We start from the raw sequence: 17,373 nt of genomic DNA, 5'->3' as shown, positions 1-17,373 counted from the left end.
TGGTCAGGCCGTACGTGTTGGCCCATGAGGAAGAGCGGCGAGCGGCCCGCACAGGCGAGGCACCCCCATGGGCAGGGCCCTGGGTGAGCCCCTGGGAGACGGCCCGATGAGCATCCCGCAGACGCCCACGACCCGCACCTACCGCGAGTGGTTCGAGCACGCCCGGAAGTGTGAGGAATGCAAGTGCGTGACCAAGGCCAACGACGGGTGTGAAAAGGGCCGGGAATTGTGGGGCATCTACCGCCTCGCGTGCGTCGGAACGAACGCGGGCGGGGGTAAGTGATCCCATGCCGATGACCATTGAGGTGTACCGGATCAATCCAGCTACCGGCGTCCGTACCTGCGTCCGGAAAAGGCGCGCAGTGAAACCCGTCAAGGTGCCCACGTTGGGCCAGGAATACCCGCCGTGCATCTGCCCGCGTTGCTCGGGCAGGGTCGCCAACCTGTCGCCGGAGGGTGCGCAGTGATCGATGAACAGGGAATCGCGCACGGCATGCCCGGACACAGCAAATGCGTGGTGGTCGACCCTGCCGCCTGGGCGCCCGGACAGCCGCTCTGCAATCCGCAGCACCTGCGCCCGCTACCGCCCAGGCACGAGGAAACACCCCGTTCAGAAATGCGTCCGGTCGCTGCGCCCATCCTGTAACGCGCCTCGCAAGAGGTAGGCCACCCTGGAGCCTGGGCAATCGCGCCCAGGTGGCCGAAGGCAGAGAGACACCCCAGGGGAACGGGAAGCACCATGACCCCCGCCCCGGCCCCCTCCCCCTCCCGGGGCGGGTCGCAACGCCCCCAACTGCGCGAGCAAGGCGCGCAGTTGGGGGCCTCTTGCTGTGCGGGTAGGCCCACGTGCGCATGCCCGATTGGTTACGTCTTCGCTACGACTACCCTCCGGTACCTCGTTGAAGTGCAGGGCCGGACCGCCCGGCAGCATGATCTCCGTCTCGTCGTCGCCCGGCTCGTCCTCGCGATCGAGTGGTTGTCCTGTCACCTCGCTCCAGAACCGGGCCAGTTGATACGCGTTCGCACAGTCCACCGAGACGTTCGCCACTGTCGCAACCATGCGGTGATCCTCTCCGAGCGAAGGTGCGGACGCCACTGGAATTACCGATGCCGCGCGCCGCCCCGAGACTGCGATTAATTACGGATTTCGACAATTGCGGCTTCAGTAAAAAGCGGCTCGAAGACAGGTCGCATAAGCGCGCCTTTAAGAAACTAAAAGTCCTGATACGGGGCCACATCAAGCCGTCCGCAGGGAATTGACGGTACGTCGGGCCGCTCGTCGTAGCCATGTCCGGGACTTCGTCGACCCGCCCCTCGCCCTTGGTGGCGCCGCCTTCCGACACGCGCGACGTGGCGTGCCCACCCCACCCCACGTCGCGCGTTTTCGGCCCGCGCCCACCCGAGCCGCGTCCCGCGCGTCTTGTGAGGCGTTGCCACCGCCTGCACGATCGGGCTCGCTCGTACGGAAGTTCGCTCCCGGACCGATCCACTCGAGGAGGCCCTTGTGACGACCGGCCGCACCACCCTCAGCCCCGAGGCCGCCCGGCAACTCGCGACGACCACGAAAACGGCACCGCAGATGCGCGGCATCACCCCGCGCTATCTCGTGCGCGCCCTCCCATGGGTCGATGTCGAATCAGGCGTCTACCGCGTCAACCGGCGCCGCACGTACGTCCTCGGCGACGACCGCATCGGCACCCACACCGACGAGGGAAGCCCGCGCGTCGTCCCGGGCGACTTACGCGAGATCCCGTACCTGCGCGAGACCGACGACGCGCTCCTCGGCCAACTGGCCGACGCCTTCACCGAGATCGGCTTCGAGGCCGGTCAGGTGCTCGTCCAGGAGGGCGACACCGCCGAGCACCTGTGGGTGATCGTGCACGGCCGGGCCGAGAAGCGCGCCGCCGGGCGGTACGGCGACGAGGCGCTGATCCAGGTCATCGGCGACGGGCAGTACTTCGACCTGGAGGCGTGGACCAAGGACGAGCCCATGCCGTACGCCGTCAAGGCCGTCACTCCCGGCGTCGCCCTGCGCGTCGGGCGTTCCGCCCTCGCCGGGCTCATGGACCGCGAGGAGGCGCTGCGCGGCGCGGTGGAGTCGTACGCGACGGGCGGCATGCCCGCACCCGGCACCGAGGCGCCCATCGACCTGAGCAGCGGTCATGTCGGTGAGGTCGAACTGCCGAGCACCTACGTCGACTACGAGGACCTGCCGCGCGAGTACCACATGACGCTCGCCCAGACCCGGATGATGGTGCACTCCCGGGTCGCCGACCTCTACAACGGGCCGATGGACCAGACGCGGACCCAGGCGAACCTGACCATCCAGGCCCTGCGTGAGCGGCAGGAGCACCTGATGCTCAACCACCCCGATTCCGGTCTCTTCCACAACGTCCCGGCCGGTCAGCGCGTGCAGGCCCGCACCGGCGCTCCCACCCCCGACGACCTGGACGAGCTCCTGGCGAGGGTGTGGAAGCAGCCGGCCTACTTCATCGCGCATCCGAGGGCCATCGCCGCGTTCGGGCGGGAGTGCACCCGCCGGGGAGTGCCCCCGGTGACGGACAGCCGGTTCGGCAGTCCGCTGCTGACCTGGCGGGGCGTACCGCTGCTGCCCTCCGACAAGGTGCCCTGCCCGGGCGGCTCCGGCAGTGCGGCCGGCACCACCGAGATCCTGCTGATCCGGATCGGGGAGGCCGAGCAGGGCGTGGTGGGCCTGCGCCCCGCGGCCGTACCGGACGAGGTCGAACCCGGCCTGTCCATGCGGAACATGGGCATGGACCGGAAGGGCATCACGTCGTACCTGATGACGGCCTACTTCAACACCGCCGTGCTGGTGGACGACGCCATCGCCGTACTCCAGAACGTCGAGGTGTCCAAGTACCATGACTACGCCTGACGTCACGGCGTCCCTGACGCCGACAGCGGCGGAGCCCCAACCGGGTGGCTTCACCGCCGAGCTGGTGCGGCAGGACTTCCCCGTCCTGCACCGGACCGTCAACGGCCGTCCACTGATCTGGCTCGACAACGCGGCCACCACCCAGAAGCCACGGCAGGTCATCGAGGCGCTCACCGCCTACTACGGCACCGCCAACTCCAACATCCACCGCGGGGCCCACACCATGGCGCGGGAGGCCACCGAGGCGTACGAAGCGGGCCGGGCGGCCGTCGCCGACTTCCTCGGCGCACCGAGCCCGGACGACATCGTCTTCGTGCGGGGCACCACGGAGGCCATCAACCTCGTCGCGCAGACCTGGGGCCGGGCCAACCTCGGGCCGGGGGACGACATTCTCGTCCCGGTCCTCGAGCACCACGCGGACATCGTGCCGTGGCAGCTGATCGCCAAGGAGACCCGGGCCCGGGTCGTCCCGGTACCGCTCACTCCATACGGGGAGATCGACCAGGACGCGTACGCCGATCTGCTGTCCTCGCGGACGCAACTCGTGGCGATCAGCCACGCGTCGAACGTCCTCGGCACCGTCCCGCCCGTCAAGGAGATGACGGCCCTCGCCCACCGCTACGGCGCCAAGGTCCTGGTGGACGGGGCGCAAGCCGTCGCTCATTTCCCCGTCGACGTCCAGGACTTGAACGCCGACTTCTACGCGTTCTCCGGCCACAAGCTGTTCGCGCCGACCGGCATCGGCGCCCTGTACACGAGGCCGGAGATCCTCGCCGGCATGGCACCGTGGCAGGCCGGCGGCAACATGATCGAGTCCGTGGACTTCGGGAAGACCACGTTCGCGGCCGCCCCGCACAGGATGGAGGCCGGCACCGGGCACATCTCCGGGGTCATCGGGCTGCTCGCCGCCGTGAACTGGCTGACGTCCCTCGACCGCGCGGCCGTCGCGGCGTACGAGGAAGCGCTCATGTCGTATGCGCTCCAGGCCCTTGCCACGGTGCCCGGACTCGAGCTGATCGGTTCGGCGCCGGACCGGATCGCGGTGCTCACCTTCACGCTCGCGGGGCAGGACCCGGCCACCGTCGCCGACTGGCTCGACCGCGACGGAATCGCCGTCCGCGCCGGCCACCACTGCGCCCAGCCGGCCCTCGCCCACTACGGGCTGGAGTCGGCGGCGCGGGCGTCCCTCGCGCTCTACAACACCTCCGATGAGGTGGACCGGCTCGTGGCGTCACTGCGCGGACTGCAGGAGAGCGTCTGACGAAAGGAGTGGGAGCTCAGCAGGGTCCGGCCGGCCGGTGACGGCCGGCCGGACCCGCGGCGGATCGTGCCCGCCGACCAGCTCCGCCGTCGGCCAACCGTGTTCGTTCGCTCATTTCGTGCCGACCGTGCGGAGCACCGTGAGCACGAGTGCGCGGGCGACCTGGACGATCTCCGGGACGGCCACCTGTTCCTGCGCGCTGTGGGCGAGGCGGATGTCGCCGGGTCCGAACTGCAGGGTCGGGATGCCCGCGGCCGCGTAGAGCCGCAGATCGCTGCCGTACGAGGCGCCGCGTTCGGCGGGCACGGCGCCCCGGTTCGCGGCGACGTGCGCTTCGCGTACGACGTCCCGCAGCGGATGACCGGCGGGCAGGCGGCCACTGGCGAACTGGCCGCCCGGCCAGGTCACCGTCGCGGGGTGGTCGCGCAGCCAGGCGTCGGCCGCGCACGCCTCGGCCACGCGCCGTTCGAAGGCAGCTCGAGCCGTCGCGGGCGCCTCGTCCAGCCGGACGCCGAACCGTCCCTCAGCGACCAGCAGGTCGGGCACGCTGCTGGCCCAGTCGCCCGAGCGAAGCGTGCCGACCGACAGGGCGTACGGGATCGGGTACTCCGCCATCAGCGGGTCGGGGTCGGCGTTCCGCTCGGCTTCCAGTCCGCCAGGGCCCGCTGGATGGGCATGTACGCGTCGATGGCACTCACGCCCTGCTCCCGGGAGCTGGCGTGGGCGGCCAGCCCGGGGACGGCGATACGGAAGGTCAGCGCTCCGGCATTGGCGGTGATCAGGGTGCCGCTGGTCGGCTCGGTGATGACGCAGGCGTCACCCGTGTGGCCGCGCTGGAGCGTGCCGAATGCCCCCAGGCCGCCGTCCTCCTCGCCGACCACGAAGTGCACCGCCACCCGGCCGCGCAGCCGCACGCCGCTCGCCCGGATCGCCGCCAGCGCCGCGAGGTGGGCGACGAGCCCGGCCTTCATGTCGCAGGCCCCCCGGCCGTGGACGGTGTCTCCGACCACCCTCGGTACGTACGGGTCCCCGTCCCACCGCTCGAGGTCGCCGGGTGGCACGACATCGACGTGGCCCTGGAGGATGAGGGTCGGCCCGTCACCGCCGTTCTCCGTGACACCCACGAGCCCCCACGCCTCGTCCCGCGGTGCCTCCGAGCCCGGGAAGTCCGGGTGCGCCAGCAGCGCGGACAGGTCCATGGACCACAGGTCCACGTCCAGTCCGAGCCGGTCGAGCCGCCCGGCCAGGTGGTGCTGGATCTCGGACTCAGCCGGGCTGCCGGTCACACTCGGGATCGCGATCAGCTCGAGCAGGCTCCGGGCTATGGCCGCCTCGTCGATCGCTGCCAGCGCGGCAGCCTCCTGCGCACTCGACTCGACACTCAACCCGGCGGTGGTCATGGGCGGTTGCTCCTGTCGCGGGTTCAGCGCGTCACTGCTGTGGGCATCGTGCCGGACTGTTCCGGATCCTGGAGCTCGGCAATGGGATGCTCAATCTCCGTTACCGCGACAACCGACGACCGGCCTTCGGCGCCACGTGAGCCCCGCATGCGCACATCCGGCGCAGGCCGCACCCTGGTTCCATGACCGGCGTACAGCCCATCACCGTCTACCCGCCCGCCGCCGACGGCGGCCGACGCGTCCGCGTGAACGATCAGTTCGTGGGGATGGCGTACGGGCTGCTCGACATCGTCGAGTTCCTGCGTCTCGCGGGCCTGGAAGATGTTGAGGACGACTGGGTACGGCAGTCCGCGCTGATCGAGTGGCGGGGCGGTGGACCGGACAGCTGGGAGCCCTGAGCCCTGCCCGCGACGCGACGTCAACGGCCCGGCCGCGCAGAAGCTGCGGCCGGGCCGATGACGTCGTAGGCGAGGACTCGTGACGAATCGCTGCCGGGCTGAGGCGTTACCCGGCCTGTGAGGCGTCGTCGTCCGAGGCGACGTCGGGCGTCACGTCGGTCACCTTCCAGCGTTGGTTGGCACCGGAGTTGGGCTGCCAGAGGCCGACGCGGGCGCCCTCACTCGTGGACTGGCCGGCGACGTCCGGGAGCTGGCCGGTGGCGGCGTTGACGAGAGTCCAGGTGCCGTCGCCGGTCGTCGACATGATCCACTGGGCGGCGTCGTCGCGGACACCCTCGTCGGGCTCGGCCACCAGGGCGCCGTCACGGACGGCCAGACGCTTGCCCTCCGTCACCTCGGCGAAGACGTACCGCTTCCGGTTGTCGGTGCCGCGGATCTGCTCCAGCCGCCACTGCTGACCGCTCGGGTCGGCGGCGTCGGCGCTCCGGATGACGAGGCCGGTGCCGTCGTCGGCGATCGTGAGGTCCTTGCCGCTCTGGACGCCGGTCAACCGGTAGGTGTGGCCCTTCTGGAGCTCGGCCGCGTCCCTGGCGACGCCGGACACGCCCTTGACGAGGAAGGACGTCACGGACTGGGCGGGCACGGTGATCGTGGCCTGCTTGCCGTTGACCCGGACCGGCCGCTGCCGCTCCAGCTTGCCGTCGGCGCTGGTCACCACCGGGGTGACGGTGGCGCGGGACGAGACCCGCCCGAACTTCGAGAGGTCGAGCGTGACCTCGCGGGCCTCGGTGGTGCTGTTGACGTGCACGACGGTCGCGGCGTCGCCCTTGCGGGAGAGCGCGGCCGTGCTGGAGGTGTTGTTCGTCTTGATCAGCCGGTCGCCGGGCTTGATGTAGTGGGTGAAGTTGCGGGCGGTGTCGAACTTGGTGTTGGTGTAGATCGGGCAGGTCTCGAGGGTGTCCTTCGAGGTGCAGCTGAAGGAGAGCTGGATCTCGCCCCAGTTGCCGCCCTTCGCGGACTCGCCGCCGGGCTTCATGTTGTCGTAGTCCTCGACGGGCTGCCAGAACACCCAGGCGCGGGGCTCCAGTTCACGCAGGTCGTCGACGATGCGCTGGGCGAGGCCGAGGCCCGGCCGCATGTCGGTGAAGCTCTGGCCGTCGCCCCAGTCGCCCTCGACCTCGCTCATCCACAGCGGCTTGTCCGCGGCCTTGGCCAGGTCGCGCACGGTGGTGCGCTGGCCGGTGCCGTAGGTGTGGACGTTCATCTGACCGACGAGGTCGCGGACCTCCTGCGGGTAGGAGTTCCAGTTGGTCGCGAAGGTGCCCGGGTTGGTCTCGTCCATCGCGGAGATCTCCGCGTTCGTCCGGGACTTCTCCAGCGTGGGGGCCAGCGCGCGGAGCACCTTCTGCTGGAGTTCGGGGCCCATGTGGGCGCCTTCCTGCCGGCCGCCGACGGGCTCACCGTCCGGGCCGAGCCTGGTGCCCCAGTAGTCGGTGTTCGGCTCGTTGAACGGGTCCAGGGTGTCGACCTTGATGCCGTGCGCCTTCTCCAGCCGCTCGGTCGCACCCACCAGGTACTTGGCGAAGTCGTCGACGGACTCCGTCTTGAGCTGGTCCTTGCCCGCGTCGAAGTTGCCGGAGACGTAGCCGCTCTCGGTCATGAACCACGGCGGCGAGTTGCTGAACGTCTCCCAGTGGGTGATGTCCTTCTTGATGCGGTCCACCCACCAGCGCTGCGTCTTGTCGGCCTTGTTGTTCCAGTCGGCCGGGTCCTCGGCGTCCCACCAGTCGACGTCCTCGCGGGTGGTGCCCGCCGGGGCCTTCCACCAGCCCTCGACCGCGCCGCCGGCCCGCAGGTAGTCCTTGACGTCCGGGGCGTTGCCGCCGCCGATGTTGTAGCGGGCGATGTTCAGGGCGAGGCCGTCGTCCCCGAAGAGGAGCCGCGCCAGCTTCTCGCGTATCGCGGGCGGGTAGTCGCCGGTGGCGTTGGCGAACCAGACCAGGCTGGTGCCCCAGCCCTCGAACCGCTCCTGCTGGTAGGAGGGGTCGGGCCGGACGGTGACCGCGGCGGCGGCCGCGGTCGTGTCGGCGTGCGCGAGGGGCAGCGTGGTGGTGGCCAGGACGGTTCCGGTCGCCAGGGCGGTGACGCCGATGGCCCCGAGGAGCCTTCTCTTACGGGTGCGGTGTGCCATCTCGAGTACTCCAGCTCTTCGGGACCGCAGGGGCGCGGTTCGGTGCGATTCGGTGCGTTCTCGTATGGTTTTTGCTCGCAATGTTTACGTAAACATGCCCTGGCGGGATGTCTACACTGTCCGAATCTCGGTGGTCAAGGAGTCGTTCCGAGCCGAAAGTTGCGCAGGTCCGGAGAGCGAGGGAACAAGGTGGGCACAGCGGACGGTGACAGCACACCGGTGGGCACCAGAAAACGCGCCGCCCGCCCCCGCCAGGGCGCCTCCATGGCTGACGTCGCCCGCCTCGCCGGCGTCTCCTCGCAGACGGTCTCCCGTGTCTCCAACGGCTTCCCGGGCGTGACCGAGGAGACCCGGCAGCAGGTCATGGCCGCGATGCGGGAGCTGGGCTACCGGCCCAACAGCGCCGCGCGGGCCCTCAAACGCGGCGAGTTCCGCACCCTCGGCGTGATCACCTTCTCCCTCTCCACCATGGGGAACATCCGCACCCTGGAGGCGATCGCCACCTCCGCCGCCCAGCAGGGCTACGCCGTCACGCTCCTTCCCGTCGCCGTGCCCACCCAGGACGAGGTGAACGGGGCCTTCTCCCGCCTGGGCGAACTCGCCGTGGACGCGGTCATCGTCATCATGGAGATTCATCTGCTCGACGCGGCGACCGTCTCGCTGCCGCCCGGCGTCCAGGTCGTGGTGGCCGACTCGGACGCCGGCGACCGCTACACCGTCGTCGACACCGACCAGGTGGGCGGCGCCCGTGACGCCGTACGGCATCTGCTGGCCCTCGGGCACGACACGGTGTGGCACCTGGCCGGCCCCGAGGACTCGTTCGCCGCCCAGCGCCGTGCCCACGCCTGGCGCACCACCCTCACCGAGGCGGGCCGCAACCCACCGCCACTGGTGCGCGGCGACTGGTCGGCCGAATCCGGTTACCGGGCCGGTCTCCGGCTCGCCGACGAGCAGGACTGTACGGCCGTGTTCGCCGCCAACGACCAGATGGCGCTCGGTCTGCTGCGCGCTCTGCACGAGCGTGGCCGGAAAGTGCCCGACGACGTGAGCGTGGTCGGCTTCGACGACATCGCCGAGGCCGCGTCCTTCCTGCCGCCCCTCACCACCATCCACCAGGACTTCGCCGAAGTGGGACGGCTCTGCGTCGAAGGGGTCCTCAGCAAGATCCGCCGTCCCGAACATGATGCGCCGACGGGACAGGGCACCACCCTCGTCCCGACGCGGCTTGTACTGCGCGACAGCACGGCACCGCCGCCGTCGCATCGGTGACCAGCGTCCACTCCCCCTGAGCGCCGCCCAGACGCCGAACAAGACTTCCGCCCATCCGGATGACCCCTGAGCTGTCCTTTGCCCGAGCCCCGCCGCGATGAGTTCCGGCCGGTTCACGGGTCTGTTCTGGTGGCCGTCACAGGACGTCGTACGACGCTGCCCGGCACCAGACACAACGGAGGACACCATGACGACCCCACCGAACGACCCCACCACCGCGCCGCACGGCCGCCCGCCCGTCGTCGACCTGGCCACCTGGCAGCGCGCCCGCGACGAGCTCCTGGTCCGCGAGAAGGCCCACACCCGCGAGGGAGACGCCCTCGCCGCGGCCCGCCGCCGGCTGCCGATGGTGGAGTTCGACGGGACGGTCGAGGTCGTCGGACCAGACGGCCCGGTACCGTTCCTGGACCTGTTCCAGGGCCGTGACGAGCTCGTGGTCTACCAGCACATGTGGTACGACGGCGCGCCGTACCAGGGGCAGTGCGAGGGCTGCACCACCACGGCCTGGCACGTGAAGGACGCCGTCTACCTCAACGCCCGCGACGTCTCCTTCGCCATCCTGACCACCGGCCGTTGGGAGGAGGTGGCCTCCTACGTCGAGTTCATGGGCTACACCCAGCCCTGGTACTCGGTGCGCGGCGTGGACGCGCCGGTCGGCGGGGAGATGGGTTACCTCACCTGCTTCCTGCGCGACGGCGACCGCGTGTTCCTCACCTACTCCACGACGGGCCGTGGCAACGAGCGGGTCAATGGGTCCATGGGCCTGCTCGACATGACGCCCTACGGCCGCGGCGAGGCATGGGAGGACAACCCCGAGGGCTGGCCGGAGGGCGGCAGCCCGTGCTGGTCCTGGCGCTCGGACGCCGACGGGAACGCCACCTGGGGCCCGACCAGCCGTCCCGTGCCGCAGTGGACCCGCCCCGGCGCGACCCCCGTGGAAACTCTCGGCCGGCAGGGCCACCACCACTGACGCAACATCAGGCCCCACAGGGAGTGAGTGACCGCACGCTCCGGCGGTTTCTGCGCTGCTCGACAAGCGCGTCACGCACTTCCTGTGGCGTGTCACTGCCATCAAATACTACCAATAATGCATAAATTGGACGCGCGATGTTCAGATAAAGGGCAATGTGAAGGGCTTTCCATGCCGTCGAGGCTTCGCGCACGTCTGAGAGCCGGACTCGCCACAGGCGTCGTCACGGCCACCGCGGCGGCCCTCGCGGCTCCCGCCCACGCCCAACCCGCCAGGGCCGTGCCGCTGTTCGAACAGCAGATCATCTTCAAGGCGTCCCAGGATCCGGGAGGCTACGCCTGCTTCCGGATCCCGGCGGTCGTGCGGACCACCCAGAGCACGCTCCTCGCGTTCGCCGAGGGCCGTCGAAGCACCTGCGGGGACGCGGGGGACATCGACATCGTGCTGAAACGCTCTACCGACGGCGGCCGCACGTGGGGTCCGCTTCAGGTCGTCAGCGACGGCACCGGCGACACCCACGGCAACCCGGCCCCGGTCGTGGACCGGACAACCGGCCGCATCCTGCTCCCGCAGACACACAACCCGGCGAGTGCGGACGGCTCGAGTTGTGACGTCCCCTGCGACCGCAGCCCTCATCTGCAGTACAGCGACGACGACGGCCGCACATGGTCCCCGCCGCGCGACCTGAGCGCTCAGATCATGCCCGCGAGCTGGAACTCCTGGTACGCGACCGGTCCCGTCCACGGGATCCAGCTCACCCGTGGCAGCCGCCCCGGTCGGCTGGTCTTCGGCGTCAACGCCGAGACCTGGAACGGCAGCCGGGTCACCACCAATCACGCGGCCCTCATCGTCAGCGACGACGGCGGCAACACCTGGCGAAGGGGCGCCACCGACTCCTGGCCCATCGCAACCGACGGCACCTTCCGCCAGAAGCCGTCCGAACTCACCCTCACCGAACGCACCGACGGTGCCGTCCTGGTCAGCGGGCGCGAACAGGACGGCACCGATCTGGGTCACCGCACCCAGACCTTCAGCCTGGACGGCGGCGACAGCTTCGCCGCCCGGTTCCGATCCGTCCCCGACCTCTACACGCCGCAGGTCCAGGGATCGACACTGCAACTGGGCGGCCGCCTCCTGCTGTCCTGCCCCGGCGATCCGGACCGCCGCCGGACCATGATGATCCGCTCCTCCTACGACGGCGGCGCCACCTGGGAGAGCGTGGACCGGGGCACCGTCGTGACCCAGGACTGGTCGGGCTACTCCGACATGGTGGACACCGGCGGCGGCGTGGTGGGACTGATGTACGAGGGCGGAACCGTCGACGCCCGAGACGAGATCCGCTTCGCCCGTTTCAACGAGGAATGGCTCAAACCGCGCCGCGGCCCGGACCCGACCACCGCCGATCGGGGCCCGTCCGCCCAGCCGGCGAGCGTACTCGGCGGGGCCTCGCCCACAGCCGGCGTGTTCGGTGGCGCCCTGGCCTTCGACGGCGCCGACGACGCGGTGCGTCTGCCGATCCGGTCCCAACTCCAGCTCGGCAACCTGAACTTCACCGCGTCCCTGTGGTTCCGCTACACCAGTCGAACGGGAGAGCAGCCAATGCTCTGGATGGGCGGCATCGGCGGCAGCCAACCCCAGTTCTGGCTGCGGGGCGAACCGGCGAGCAACCGGGTGCGCGCTCTGATGACGGTGCGCAGCGGCGCGACGACCGTGCGGTCGGCGTCCGTCAGCACCACCGGCGCGCACAACGACGGCCGGTGGCACCACCTCGCCCTGCGCCGCGGCGGCGGGCGGCTCACCCTGTTCATCGACGGCAGCCAGATCAGCACGGCTGACGTGTCCGGATCAGTCAGCCGCAACTCGCCGTTCGGCGTGCACATCGGCCAGCGCATGGACAGCCGGGCCTTCTTCACCGGCGCCATCGACGAGGTCCGCGTCTGGAACCGGGCCTTGACCGACACCGAGCTCACCCGCGTACGCCAGTCGAACATCGGCCCGTCGACGAACACCACACTGTGGCTGCCGATGGACCAGGTGACCGCGGGCGGCTGACATGACCGTCGGCCTCGCTCAGGTCCCCGGCTGCTCCGGGGCCGTCGGCGGCTCGGTGGGCGTCGGCGCGGGCGGGCGGAAGAGAACGGACCTGGCCACGGGCGGGGCGAACAGGGCGGTGACGGGCGCGGAGAGGCTCAGTACGGAGCGGAAGGCGCGCCCCACGGCGGGGTCACCGGAGTAGCACTCCTGCACGCGCCGCAGGTACCAGTCGGCAACGCGGTCCCCGGGCCCGCCACCGACCGCGTTGCCGACCGCGCCCGGCATCTTGCGGTCCGCTCCGGCGGAGATGTCCCACGCCTGCCGGGACGCCGCGAGGAGTGCCCGCTGCACGCGCCGCGTCGTGGGGGTCCGGCGTGGATCGGCCAGTGCGTCGCGCAGGGCGACCGCACTCAGGGCGGCGACAGCCATGCCCTGCCCGTAGATCGGGTTGAAGGTGCACAGGGCGTCGCCGGTGGCGAGGAAGCCGGCCGGGCGGTGGCCTGGGAGGTCGTAGCGGCGCCGGACATTGGCGGTGCGCCGGTAGCCGAACGCCGGGGAGAGCGGTTCGGCCTCGTCCAGCCACCGATGCAGGAGCGGATGCGGCAGCCTCTTGGCATACGTCACGAACTCGTCGTCACCGGTGGGCGGTTCGTCACCGCGCAGTCCGGAGACGATGACCAGATGACTGCCGTCCTCCAGGGGCAGCGCACCTCCGGCATGGACCTGGTCGGGGCTCGGGTAGACGTAGTAGCCGGCGGTGTCACCGCCGAGGACGCCGCTCCTGCCGCGGTAGACGCGCGAGGCGTACGCGAGCCCCGTGTCGATGGTCTCCTCGTGCGGTGCCTCGGCGCCGATCGCCGTAAGCCACTGCGGGGCCTTCGTGCCACTGCCGGAGGCGTCGACGACCAGGTCGGCCGCGAGGTCCCGGTGCTCTGCGCGGGCGTCGCCGGAGCGGTCCCGCAGCAGCACGCCCCGCAGGCGCGAGGCGTCACCGAAGAGCCCGACGACATCGGTCCCCTCCACCGTGCTGATCACCGGATTGGCCAGGACCCGCCGCCGCACCAGCTCCTCGAGCTGCGCACGGGAACCGGTGTAGATGTGCGTCGTCGCGGGCAACCGGCGGTGCCAGCGGCCGCTTTGCCACAGCACCAAGTCCGACGGCATGCCCACCCGCGGCGCCCCCGCCGCCCGCAACTCCGCCAGGAAGCCCGGCAGCAGCGACTCCAGCGCCGACTGCCCTCCCTCCAGCAGCACATGCGGATGCCGGCCCTGCGGTACGCCGGGCCGCGGAGTCGTCCCGTCCGGGAACCGATCGCGCTCCACGACGGTCACCCGGTCGGCGTACCCGGCGAGAACGTGCGCCGCGAGCAGCCCCGCGAGGCTCCCGCCCACAACGACCGCGTGTCGCCCGCCCGAGCCGTCGACCTCGCCCCAACGACCCACCCCGTCAGCCGAGTTCATTGATTCGCTCCCCTGATCGCAGCGTCCCGAGAAGGCACCAGTATCGTGCTCCGCAGGACGCCTTGATCGCGTTCCGACCCTTTTGCGCCTCGTGAGATCAGAGGGCGTGCGGGCTCAACCGATGAGTTCTTGCGGGCTGTCGAGTCAGTACGGGCATGACTGATGTGAACAAGCCGCCGGTCGTCCCCCGCCGGGAGTGGCTGGCCGCCATCGACACCCTGCGCGTCCGGGAGAAGGCGCACACCCGGGAGCGCGACGCGATCGCCGCCGCCCGGCGACGGCTGCCGATGACCGAGGTGGACCCGTCGGCCCCGCTCGTCGGAGGCGACGGACCCGTTCCCCTGATCGACGTCTTCGAGGGCCGCACCCAGCTGTTCGTGTCGTATCACATGTGGCACGCCAGCCGTTCCGCCGCCGACCAGTGCGAGGGCTGCACCTTTTTCACCGGCCAGGTCCGCGAACTGTCCTATCTGCACCAGCGTGACGTCACCTTCGCCGTCTTCTGCCAGGGCCCCTACGAGGAGTCCGACCGCTACCGCCGCTTCATGGGCTGGGAGATGCCCTGGTACTCCGTACCCGCGGAATCCCACGAACGGCTCGTCGCCGGCCGCCACTTCGGAATGAAGGCGTGCTACCTCCGTGACGGGAACCGTGTCTTCGAGACCTACTGGACCACCGGCCGCGGCGTCGAACCCATGGCGCCTTCCTATGGCATCCTCGACATGACGGTCCACGGACGGCAGGAGACCTGGGAGGACTCCCCGCCCGGCCGGCCGCAGCCGTACGAGGCGAGCGGCCGGCAGTTCCGCGAGAACGGACGGCCGACGGCGCAATGGGCACGGATCGCCGCCGGCCACGACGACGACCTCCACAACGCACAACCCCCTACCGGAGGATCAGGCTGCTGCCCGTGAACCCCGGGCCGGGCGCCGCGCAGGGTTCTGCCCGGCTCGTCACGACCATCGGCTCAGGCTCGGCTCCCGGCCCTGTGTGCGTCGCGCAGCAGGCCGGGCGCCAGTTGGCGGTGCTTCTTGGCCAGCGGTAGCCAGATGCGTGGTGCAACCGGGCGGTCGTAGCGGATGAATGTGGCGAGCGAGACGTGTTCGTCATCGGCCTGGACGACGAGGTGGCCGGTCAGGAACCAGGAGCGGGCCTCGAGCCGGATCCAGTCGGCGCCGCGGCCGGCGATCTGCCATCCGGCCACCCGGTCCCGCGATGCCGTGAGCCGTAGGCCCAGGAGAACCCGCCAGACGAACTGCCCGGCGCGGCCCGCCGCGTCTTCGAACAAGGCCCTCGCCCACTGCTCCGGTGACCTGTCCGGGATGCCGCCGGTCATGGTGAAGAGGTCGACGTAGCCGGGATCGGTGATGGTGCTCAGCGCGCGGATCCGCTCGGGAACCGGCTGCTGTCGGCGGATTGCCGGAACCGCAGTCGCCGCCTCGTCCTGCGAGTCACCGAGGTGTGCGTCGCGGCCTGTTCCTGGTTCGGCGTCCATACGTCATGCCCTCCCTGTGCGGTCGGTCTGCGTGGCGGAACCGGGTCGATGGTAACTTACATACATGCATGTATGTAGGTCGCGGTGAAGATGGCGGGAAAGCAGGAGGGCGTTCGCCGTGCGCAGGCGGACCGGCGGGCGCGAACCAGGAGTGCTCTGCTGGAGGCCGCGGCACGGGGGCTGTCCAGGTACGGGTACGCCAATCTGGTGCTGGAGCGGGTGGCCGCCGAGGCGGGCTATACGCGCGGCGCCCTGTATCACCTGTTCGCCAACAAGGAGGATCTGGCGCTGGCGGTGGTGAAGTGGGTCGAGGAGACCTGGGACGCCGAGGTGGGTCACCTCGTAGCGGAGCAGACCGACCCCGTCGATGCGCTGCTGGCGCTGGCTCGAGGCCATGCCGTCTACTGCCGCCGCGACGTGGCCGACGTCATGATGACTCTGAGAGTTGAATTCGCCGGCCAGGACCACCCGGTCGGTCGGGCGATCACGGACATCGTCGACCGGCTCGAAGCCGACTGCGCCCGTCTCATCGCTGCCGGACGCGGCAGCGGGGCCATCCCGCCGGGGCCACCGCCCACCGTCATGGCATCGGCCTACCTCGGCGTCGTCGAGGCGGTCGGCATCCAGCTCGCCGGACACGCTCCGCACGATGTCGAACTCGCCGACAGAGCCGTCCGAGGCGTGCTCGGCCTTCCTCCGGTCACGGCCGGCACGTTCCCGCCACCGTGAGTGACCTCCCTAGTACGGGGTACTCGAGAGCGCTGTGGAATCCCTACTCCCCCCGGTCAACTCACACAATGAGTGGGACCCCCTCGAGGAGATCGTCGTCGGCCGTCTCGACGGGGCGAGCATCCCCTCCCGCCATCCGGTCGTGACCTGCAACGTCCCGCCATGGGCCGCGCGCTTGCTGGGACTCGCGAGCGGCTTCAGGTACCCGCGGATTATGATCGAGCGGGCGCAGCGCGAACTCGAGGAGTTCGTCTCTCTGTTGCGGTCCCTCGACATCACGGTCAGGCGCCCGGACCCGGTCGACCACAAGCGGCGCTTCGGAACCCCTCACTGGTCGTCGCGCGGCTTCTGCAACACCTGTCCGCGGGACAGCCTGCTGGTCATCGGCGACGAGATCATCGAGACGCCGATGGCCTGGCCCTGCCGGTACTTCGAGACCCACTCCTATCGCCCGATCCTCAAGGACTACTTCCGGCGTGGCGCACGCTGGACATCGGCCCCGAAACCGCAGCTCACCCAAGAGCTGTTCGTTCCGGGGTTCCGTGCGCCGAAGCCCGGCGAACCCGTCCGCCATATCCTCACCGAGTTCGAGCCGGTCTTCGACGCCGCCGATTTCGTACGGGCCGGTCGCGATCTCTTCGTGACCCGCAGCAACGTCACCAACCGCACGGGCATCGAATGGCTGCGCCGCCACCTCGGACCTGACTATCGGATCCACGAGATCGAGAGCCGCTGCCCTACGCCCATGCACATCGACACCACGTTCGTCCTGCTCGCGCCCGGCAAGGCCCTGGTGAATCCCGAGTACATCGACGTGGACCACCTGCCCGAGGTCCTGGACTCCTGGGACATCCTCGTCGCGCCCGAACCCGACCCGATCGAGGACCGCCTGCTCAAGATCACCTCGATGTGCGGGAAGTGGCTCAGCATGAACGTGCTCATGCTCGACGAGAAACGGGTGATCGCCGAACGCCACCACACCGGAATGCTGCGCGCTCTCGAGCAGTGGGGCTTCGAGCCCATACCGAGCGATCTGCTGCATTACGCGCCGTTCGGCGGATCGTTCCACTGCGCGACGCTCGACATCCGGCGCCGCGGCACGCTCGAGTCCTACTTCGACTGACCGGCACACCAGCCCTGGCCTGGTTCTTCCTCCCTCCACCTCCAGCCGGCGGTGAGCCATTCGGCATCCGAGGGAACACCGAGCCGACATCCACGATGCCTCCCTCGAGGCCCGTCTGCTGCCTCACGCTCCCCGGGGTGTGGTGA

General features: G+C 70.1%; 14 protein-coding genes and 1 pseudogene. 10 read left to right on the top strand and 5 right to left on the bottom strand.

All coding sequences use genetic code 11. The features are described from left to right. Window positions 1-106: 106 nt before the first annotated feature. Window positions 107-283 carry a hypothetical protein gene (locus tag IF78_RS0107395; RefSeq protein WP_158751296.1) on the top strand — a complete coding sequence of 59 codons (177 nt, stop codon included), beginning with the start codon at window positions 107-109 and terminating at the stop codon, window positions 281-283. Between the two features lie 327 nt (window positions 284-610). Here the strand turns inward: IF78_RS0107395 and IF78_RS48290 are convergent, their stop codons facing one another. Next, window positions 611-1,060: a VOC family protein gene (locus IF78_RS48290; protein ID WP_158751294.1), complete on the bottom strand. Its 450-nt coding sequence runs from the start codon at window positions 1,058-1,060 to the stop codon at window positions 611-613. Window positions 1,061-1,504: 444 nt separating this feature from the next. Here IF78_RS48290 and IF78_RS0107390 point away from each other — a divergent pair, with 444 nt between their 5' ends. Then, window positions 1,505-2,896 (top strand): family 2B encapsulin nanocompartment shell protein, encoded by a 1,392-nt coding sequence (locus tag IF78_RS0107390; RefSeq protein ID WP_031479806.1) that lies wholly within the window; start codon window positions 1,505-1,507, stop codon window positions 2,894-2,896. Then, on the top strand, window positions 2,883-4,157 hold the full coding sequence (locus tag IF78_RS0107385) for a cysteine desulfurase (RefSeq protein WP_078662344.1): 1,275 nt from the start codon (window positions 2,883-2,885) through the stop codon (window positions 4,155-4,157). The genes IF78_RS0107390 and IF78_RS0107385 overlap by 14 nt, the downstream gene beginning before the upstream one ends. A 111-nt stretch (window positions 4,158-4,268) precedes the next feature. Here the strand turns inward: IF78_RS0107385 and IF78_RS43415 are convergent. Continuing rightward, window positions 4,269-5,557, bottom strand: a pseudogene (locus IF78_RS43415) (ArgE/DapE family deacylase). A 182-nt stretch (window positions 5,558-5,739) separates the two neighbouring features. Here IF78_RS43415 and IF78_RS0107375 point away from each other — a divergent pair. Beyond that, on the top strand, window positions 5,740-5,955 hold the full coding sequence (locus tag IF78_RS0107375) for a hypothetical protein (protein WP_031479802.1): 216 nt from the start codon (window positions 5,740-5,742) through the stop codon (window positions 5,953-5,955). Window positions 5,956-6,061: 106 nt separating this feature from the next. Here IF78_RS0107375 and IF78_RS0107370 read toward each other — a convergent pair whose 3' ends face one another. Then, window positions 6,062-8,146 (bottom strand): RICIN domain-containing protein, encoded by a 2,085-nt coding sequence (locus IF78_RS0107370; protein ID WP_037639863.1) that lies wholly within the window; start codon window positions 8,144-8,146, stop codon window positions 6,062-6,064. Between the two features lie 264 nt (window positions 8,147-8,410). On the opposite strand from IF78_RS0107370, the gene IF78_RS0107365 reads away from it, so the two are divergent. The 3 genes from IF78_RS0107365 to IF78_RS0107355 all read left to right on the top strand — a co-directional run bounded on the left by IF78_RS0107365 (window position 8,411) and on the right by IF78_RS0107355 (window position 12,437). Next, the gene (locus IF78_RS0107365; protein WP_031479798.1) at window positions 8,411-9,415 is read left to right on the top strand and encodes a LacI family DNA-binding transcriptional regulator; all 1,005 of its coding nucleotides are present in this window, start codon (window positions 8,411-8,413) and stop codon (window positions 9,413-9,415) included. Between the two features lie 187 nt (window positions 9,416-9,602). After that, the gene (locus IF78_RS0107360) at window positions 9,603-10,385 is read left to right on the top strand and encodes a DUF899 domain-containing protein (RefSeq protein WP_031479796.1); all 783 of its coding nucleotides are present in this window, start codon (window positions 9,603-9,605) and stop codon (window positions 10,383-10,385) included. Window positions 10,386-10,556: 171 nt separating this feature from the next. Further along, a complete protein-coding gene (locus tag IF78_RS0107355) occupies window positions 10,557-12,437 on the top strand; it encodes a sialidase family protein (RefSeq protein WP_031479794.1) in 1,881 nt (626 codons plus the stop codon). An 18-nt stretch (window positions 12,438-12,455) separates the two neighbouring features. On the opposite strand, the gene IF78_RS0107350 is transcribed toward IF78_RS0107355, so the two are convergent. Continuing rightward, the gene (locus tag IF78_RS0107350) at window positions 12,456-13,811 is read right to left on the bottom strand and encodes an FAD-dependent oxidoreductase (RefSeq protein WP_031479792.1); all 1,356 of its coding nucleotides are present in this window, start codon (window positions 13,809-13,811) and stop codon (window positions 12,456-12,458) included. A gap of 224 nt (window positions 13,812-14,035) precedes the next feature. On the opposite strand from IF78_RS0107350, the gene IF78_RS0107345 reads away from it, so the two are divergent. After that, entirely contained in the window at window positions 14,036-14,794 is a 759-nt protein-coding gene (locus tag IF78_RS0107345) for a DUF899 family protein (RefSeq protein ID WP_031479790.1), read from the top strand. 53 nt (window positions 14,795-14,847) lie between these two features. Here IF78_RS0107345 and IF78_RS43410 read toward each other — a convergent pair whose 3' ends face one another. Then, window positions 14,848-15,375, bottom strand: a complete 528-nt coding sequence (locus tag IF78_RS43410; protein ID WP_031479788.1) for a hypothetical protein — start codon at window positions 15,373-15,375, stop codon at window positions 14,848-14,850. A gap of 90 nt (window positions 15,376-15,465) precedes the next feature. Here IF78_RS43410 and IF78_RS0107335 point away from each other — a divergent pair, with 90 nt between their 5' ends. Together IF78_RS0107335 and IF78_RS0107330 are read left to right on the top strand one after the other, a co-directional pair. Next, the gene (locus tag IF78_RS0107335) at window positions 15,466-16,104 is read left to right on the top strand and encodes a TetR/AcrR family transcriptional regulator (protein WP_031479786.1); all 639 of its coding nucleotides are present in this window, start codon (window positions 15,466-15,468) and stop codon (window positions 16,102-16,104) included. 34 nt (window positions 16,105-16,138) lie between these two features. Continuing rightward, on the top strand, window positions 16,139-17,227 hold the full coding sequence (locus IF78_RS0107330) for an amidinotransferase (RefSeq protein WP_031479784.1): 1,089 nt from the start codon (window positions 16,139-16,141) through the stop codon (window positions 17,225-17,227). The last annotated feature ends 146 nt before the right edge of the window (window positions 17,228-17,373 follow it).

The organism is Streptomyces bicolor, assembly GCF_000719285.1.
Lineage (GTDB): Bacteria > Actinomycetota > Actinomycetes > Streptomycetales > Streptomycetaceae > Streptomyces > Streptomyces bicolor.
The sequence above is the reverse complement of the archived record's forward strand: the minus strand, read 5'-3'. Positions and strand labels throughout refer to the sequence as shown.

Excerpts from the sequence above, each read along its gene's own strand:
- IF78_RS0107345 (WP_031479790.1), top strand. The coding sequence starts at position 14,036 with ATGACTGATGTGAACAAGCCGCCGGTCGTCCCCCGCCGGGAGTGGCTG.
- IF78_RS0107335 (WP_031479786.1), top strand. The coding sequence starts at position 15,466 with ATGGCGGGAAAGCAGGAGGGCGTTCGCCGTGCGCAGGCGGACCGGCGG.
- IF78_RS0107355 (WP_031479794.1), top strand. The coding sequence starts at position 10,557 with ATGCCGTCGAGGCTTCGCGCACGTCTGAGAGCCGGACTCGCCACAGGC.
- IF78_RS48290 (WP_158751294.1), bottom strand. The coding sequence starts at position 1,060 with ATGGTTGCGACAGTGGCGAACGTCTCGGTGGACTGTGCGAACGCGTAT.
- IF78_RS0107385 (WP_078662344.1), top strand. The coding sequence starts at position 2,883 with ATGACTACGCCTGACGTCACGGCGTCCCTGACGCCGACAGCGGCGGAG.
- IF78_RS0107395 (WP_158751296.1), top strand. The coding sequence starts at position 107 with ATGAGCATCCCGCAGACGCCCACGACCCGCACCTACCGCGAGTGGTTC.
- IF78_RS43410 (WP_031479788.1), bottom strand. The coding sequence starts at position 15,375 with ATGGACGCCGAACCAGGAACAGGCCGCGACGCACACCTCGGTGACTCG.
- IF78_RS0107375 (WP_031479802.1), top strand. The coding sequence starts at position 5,740 with ATGACCGGCGTACAGCCCATCACCGTCTACCCGCCCGCCGCCGACGGC.
- IF78_RS0107365 (WP_031479798.1), top strand. The coding sequence starts at position 8,411 with ATGGCTGACGTCGCCCGCCTCGCCGGCGTCTCCTCGCAGACGGTCTCC.
- IF78_RS0107370 (WP_037639863.1), bottom strand. The coding sequence starts at position 8,146 with ATGGCACACCGCACCCGTAAGAGAAGGCTCCTCGGGGCCATCGGCGTC.
- IF78_RS0107360 (WP_031479796.1), top strand. The coding sequence starts at position 9,603 with ATGACGACCCCACCGAACGACCCCACCACCGCGCCGCACGGCCGCCCG.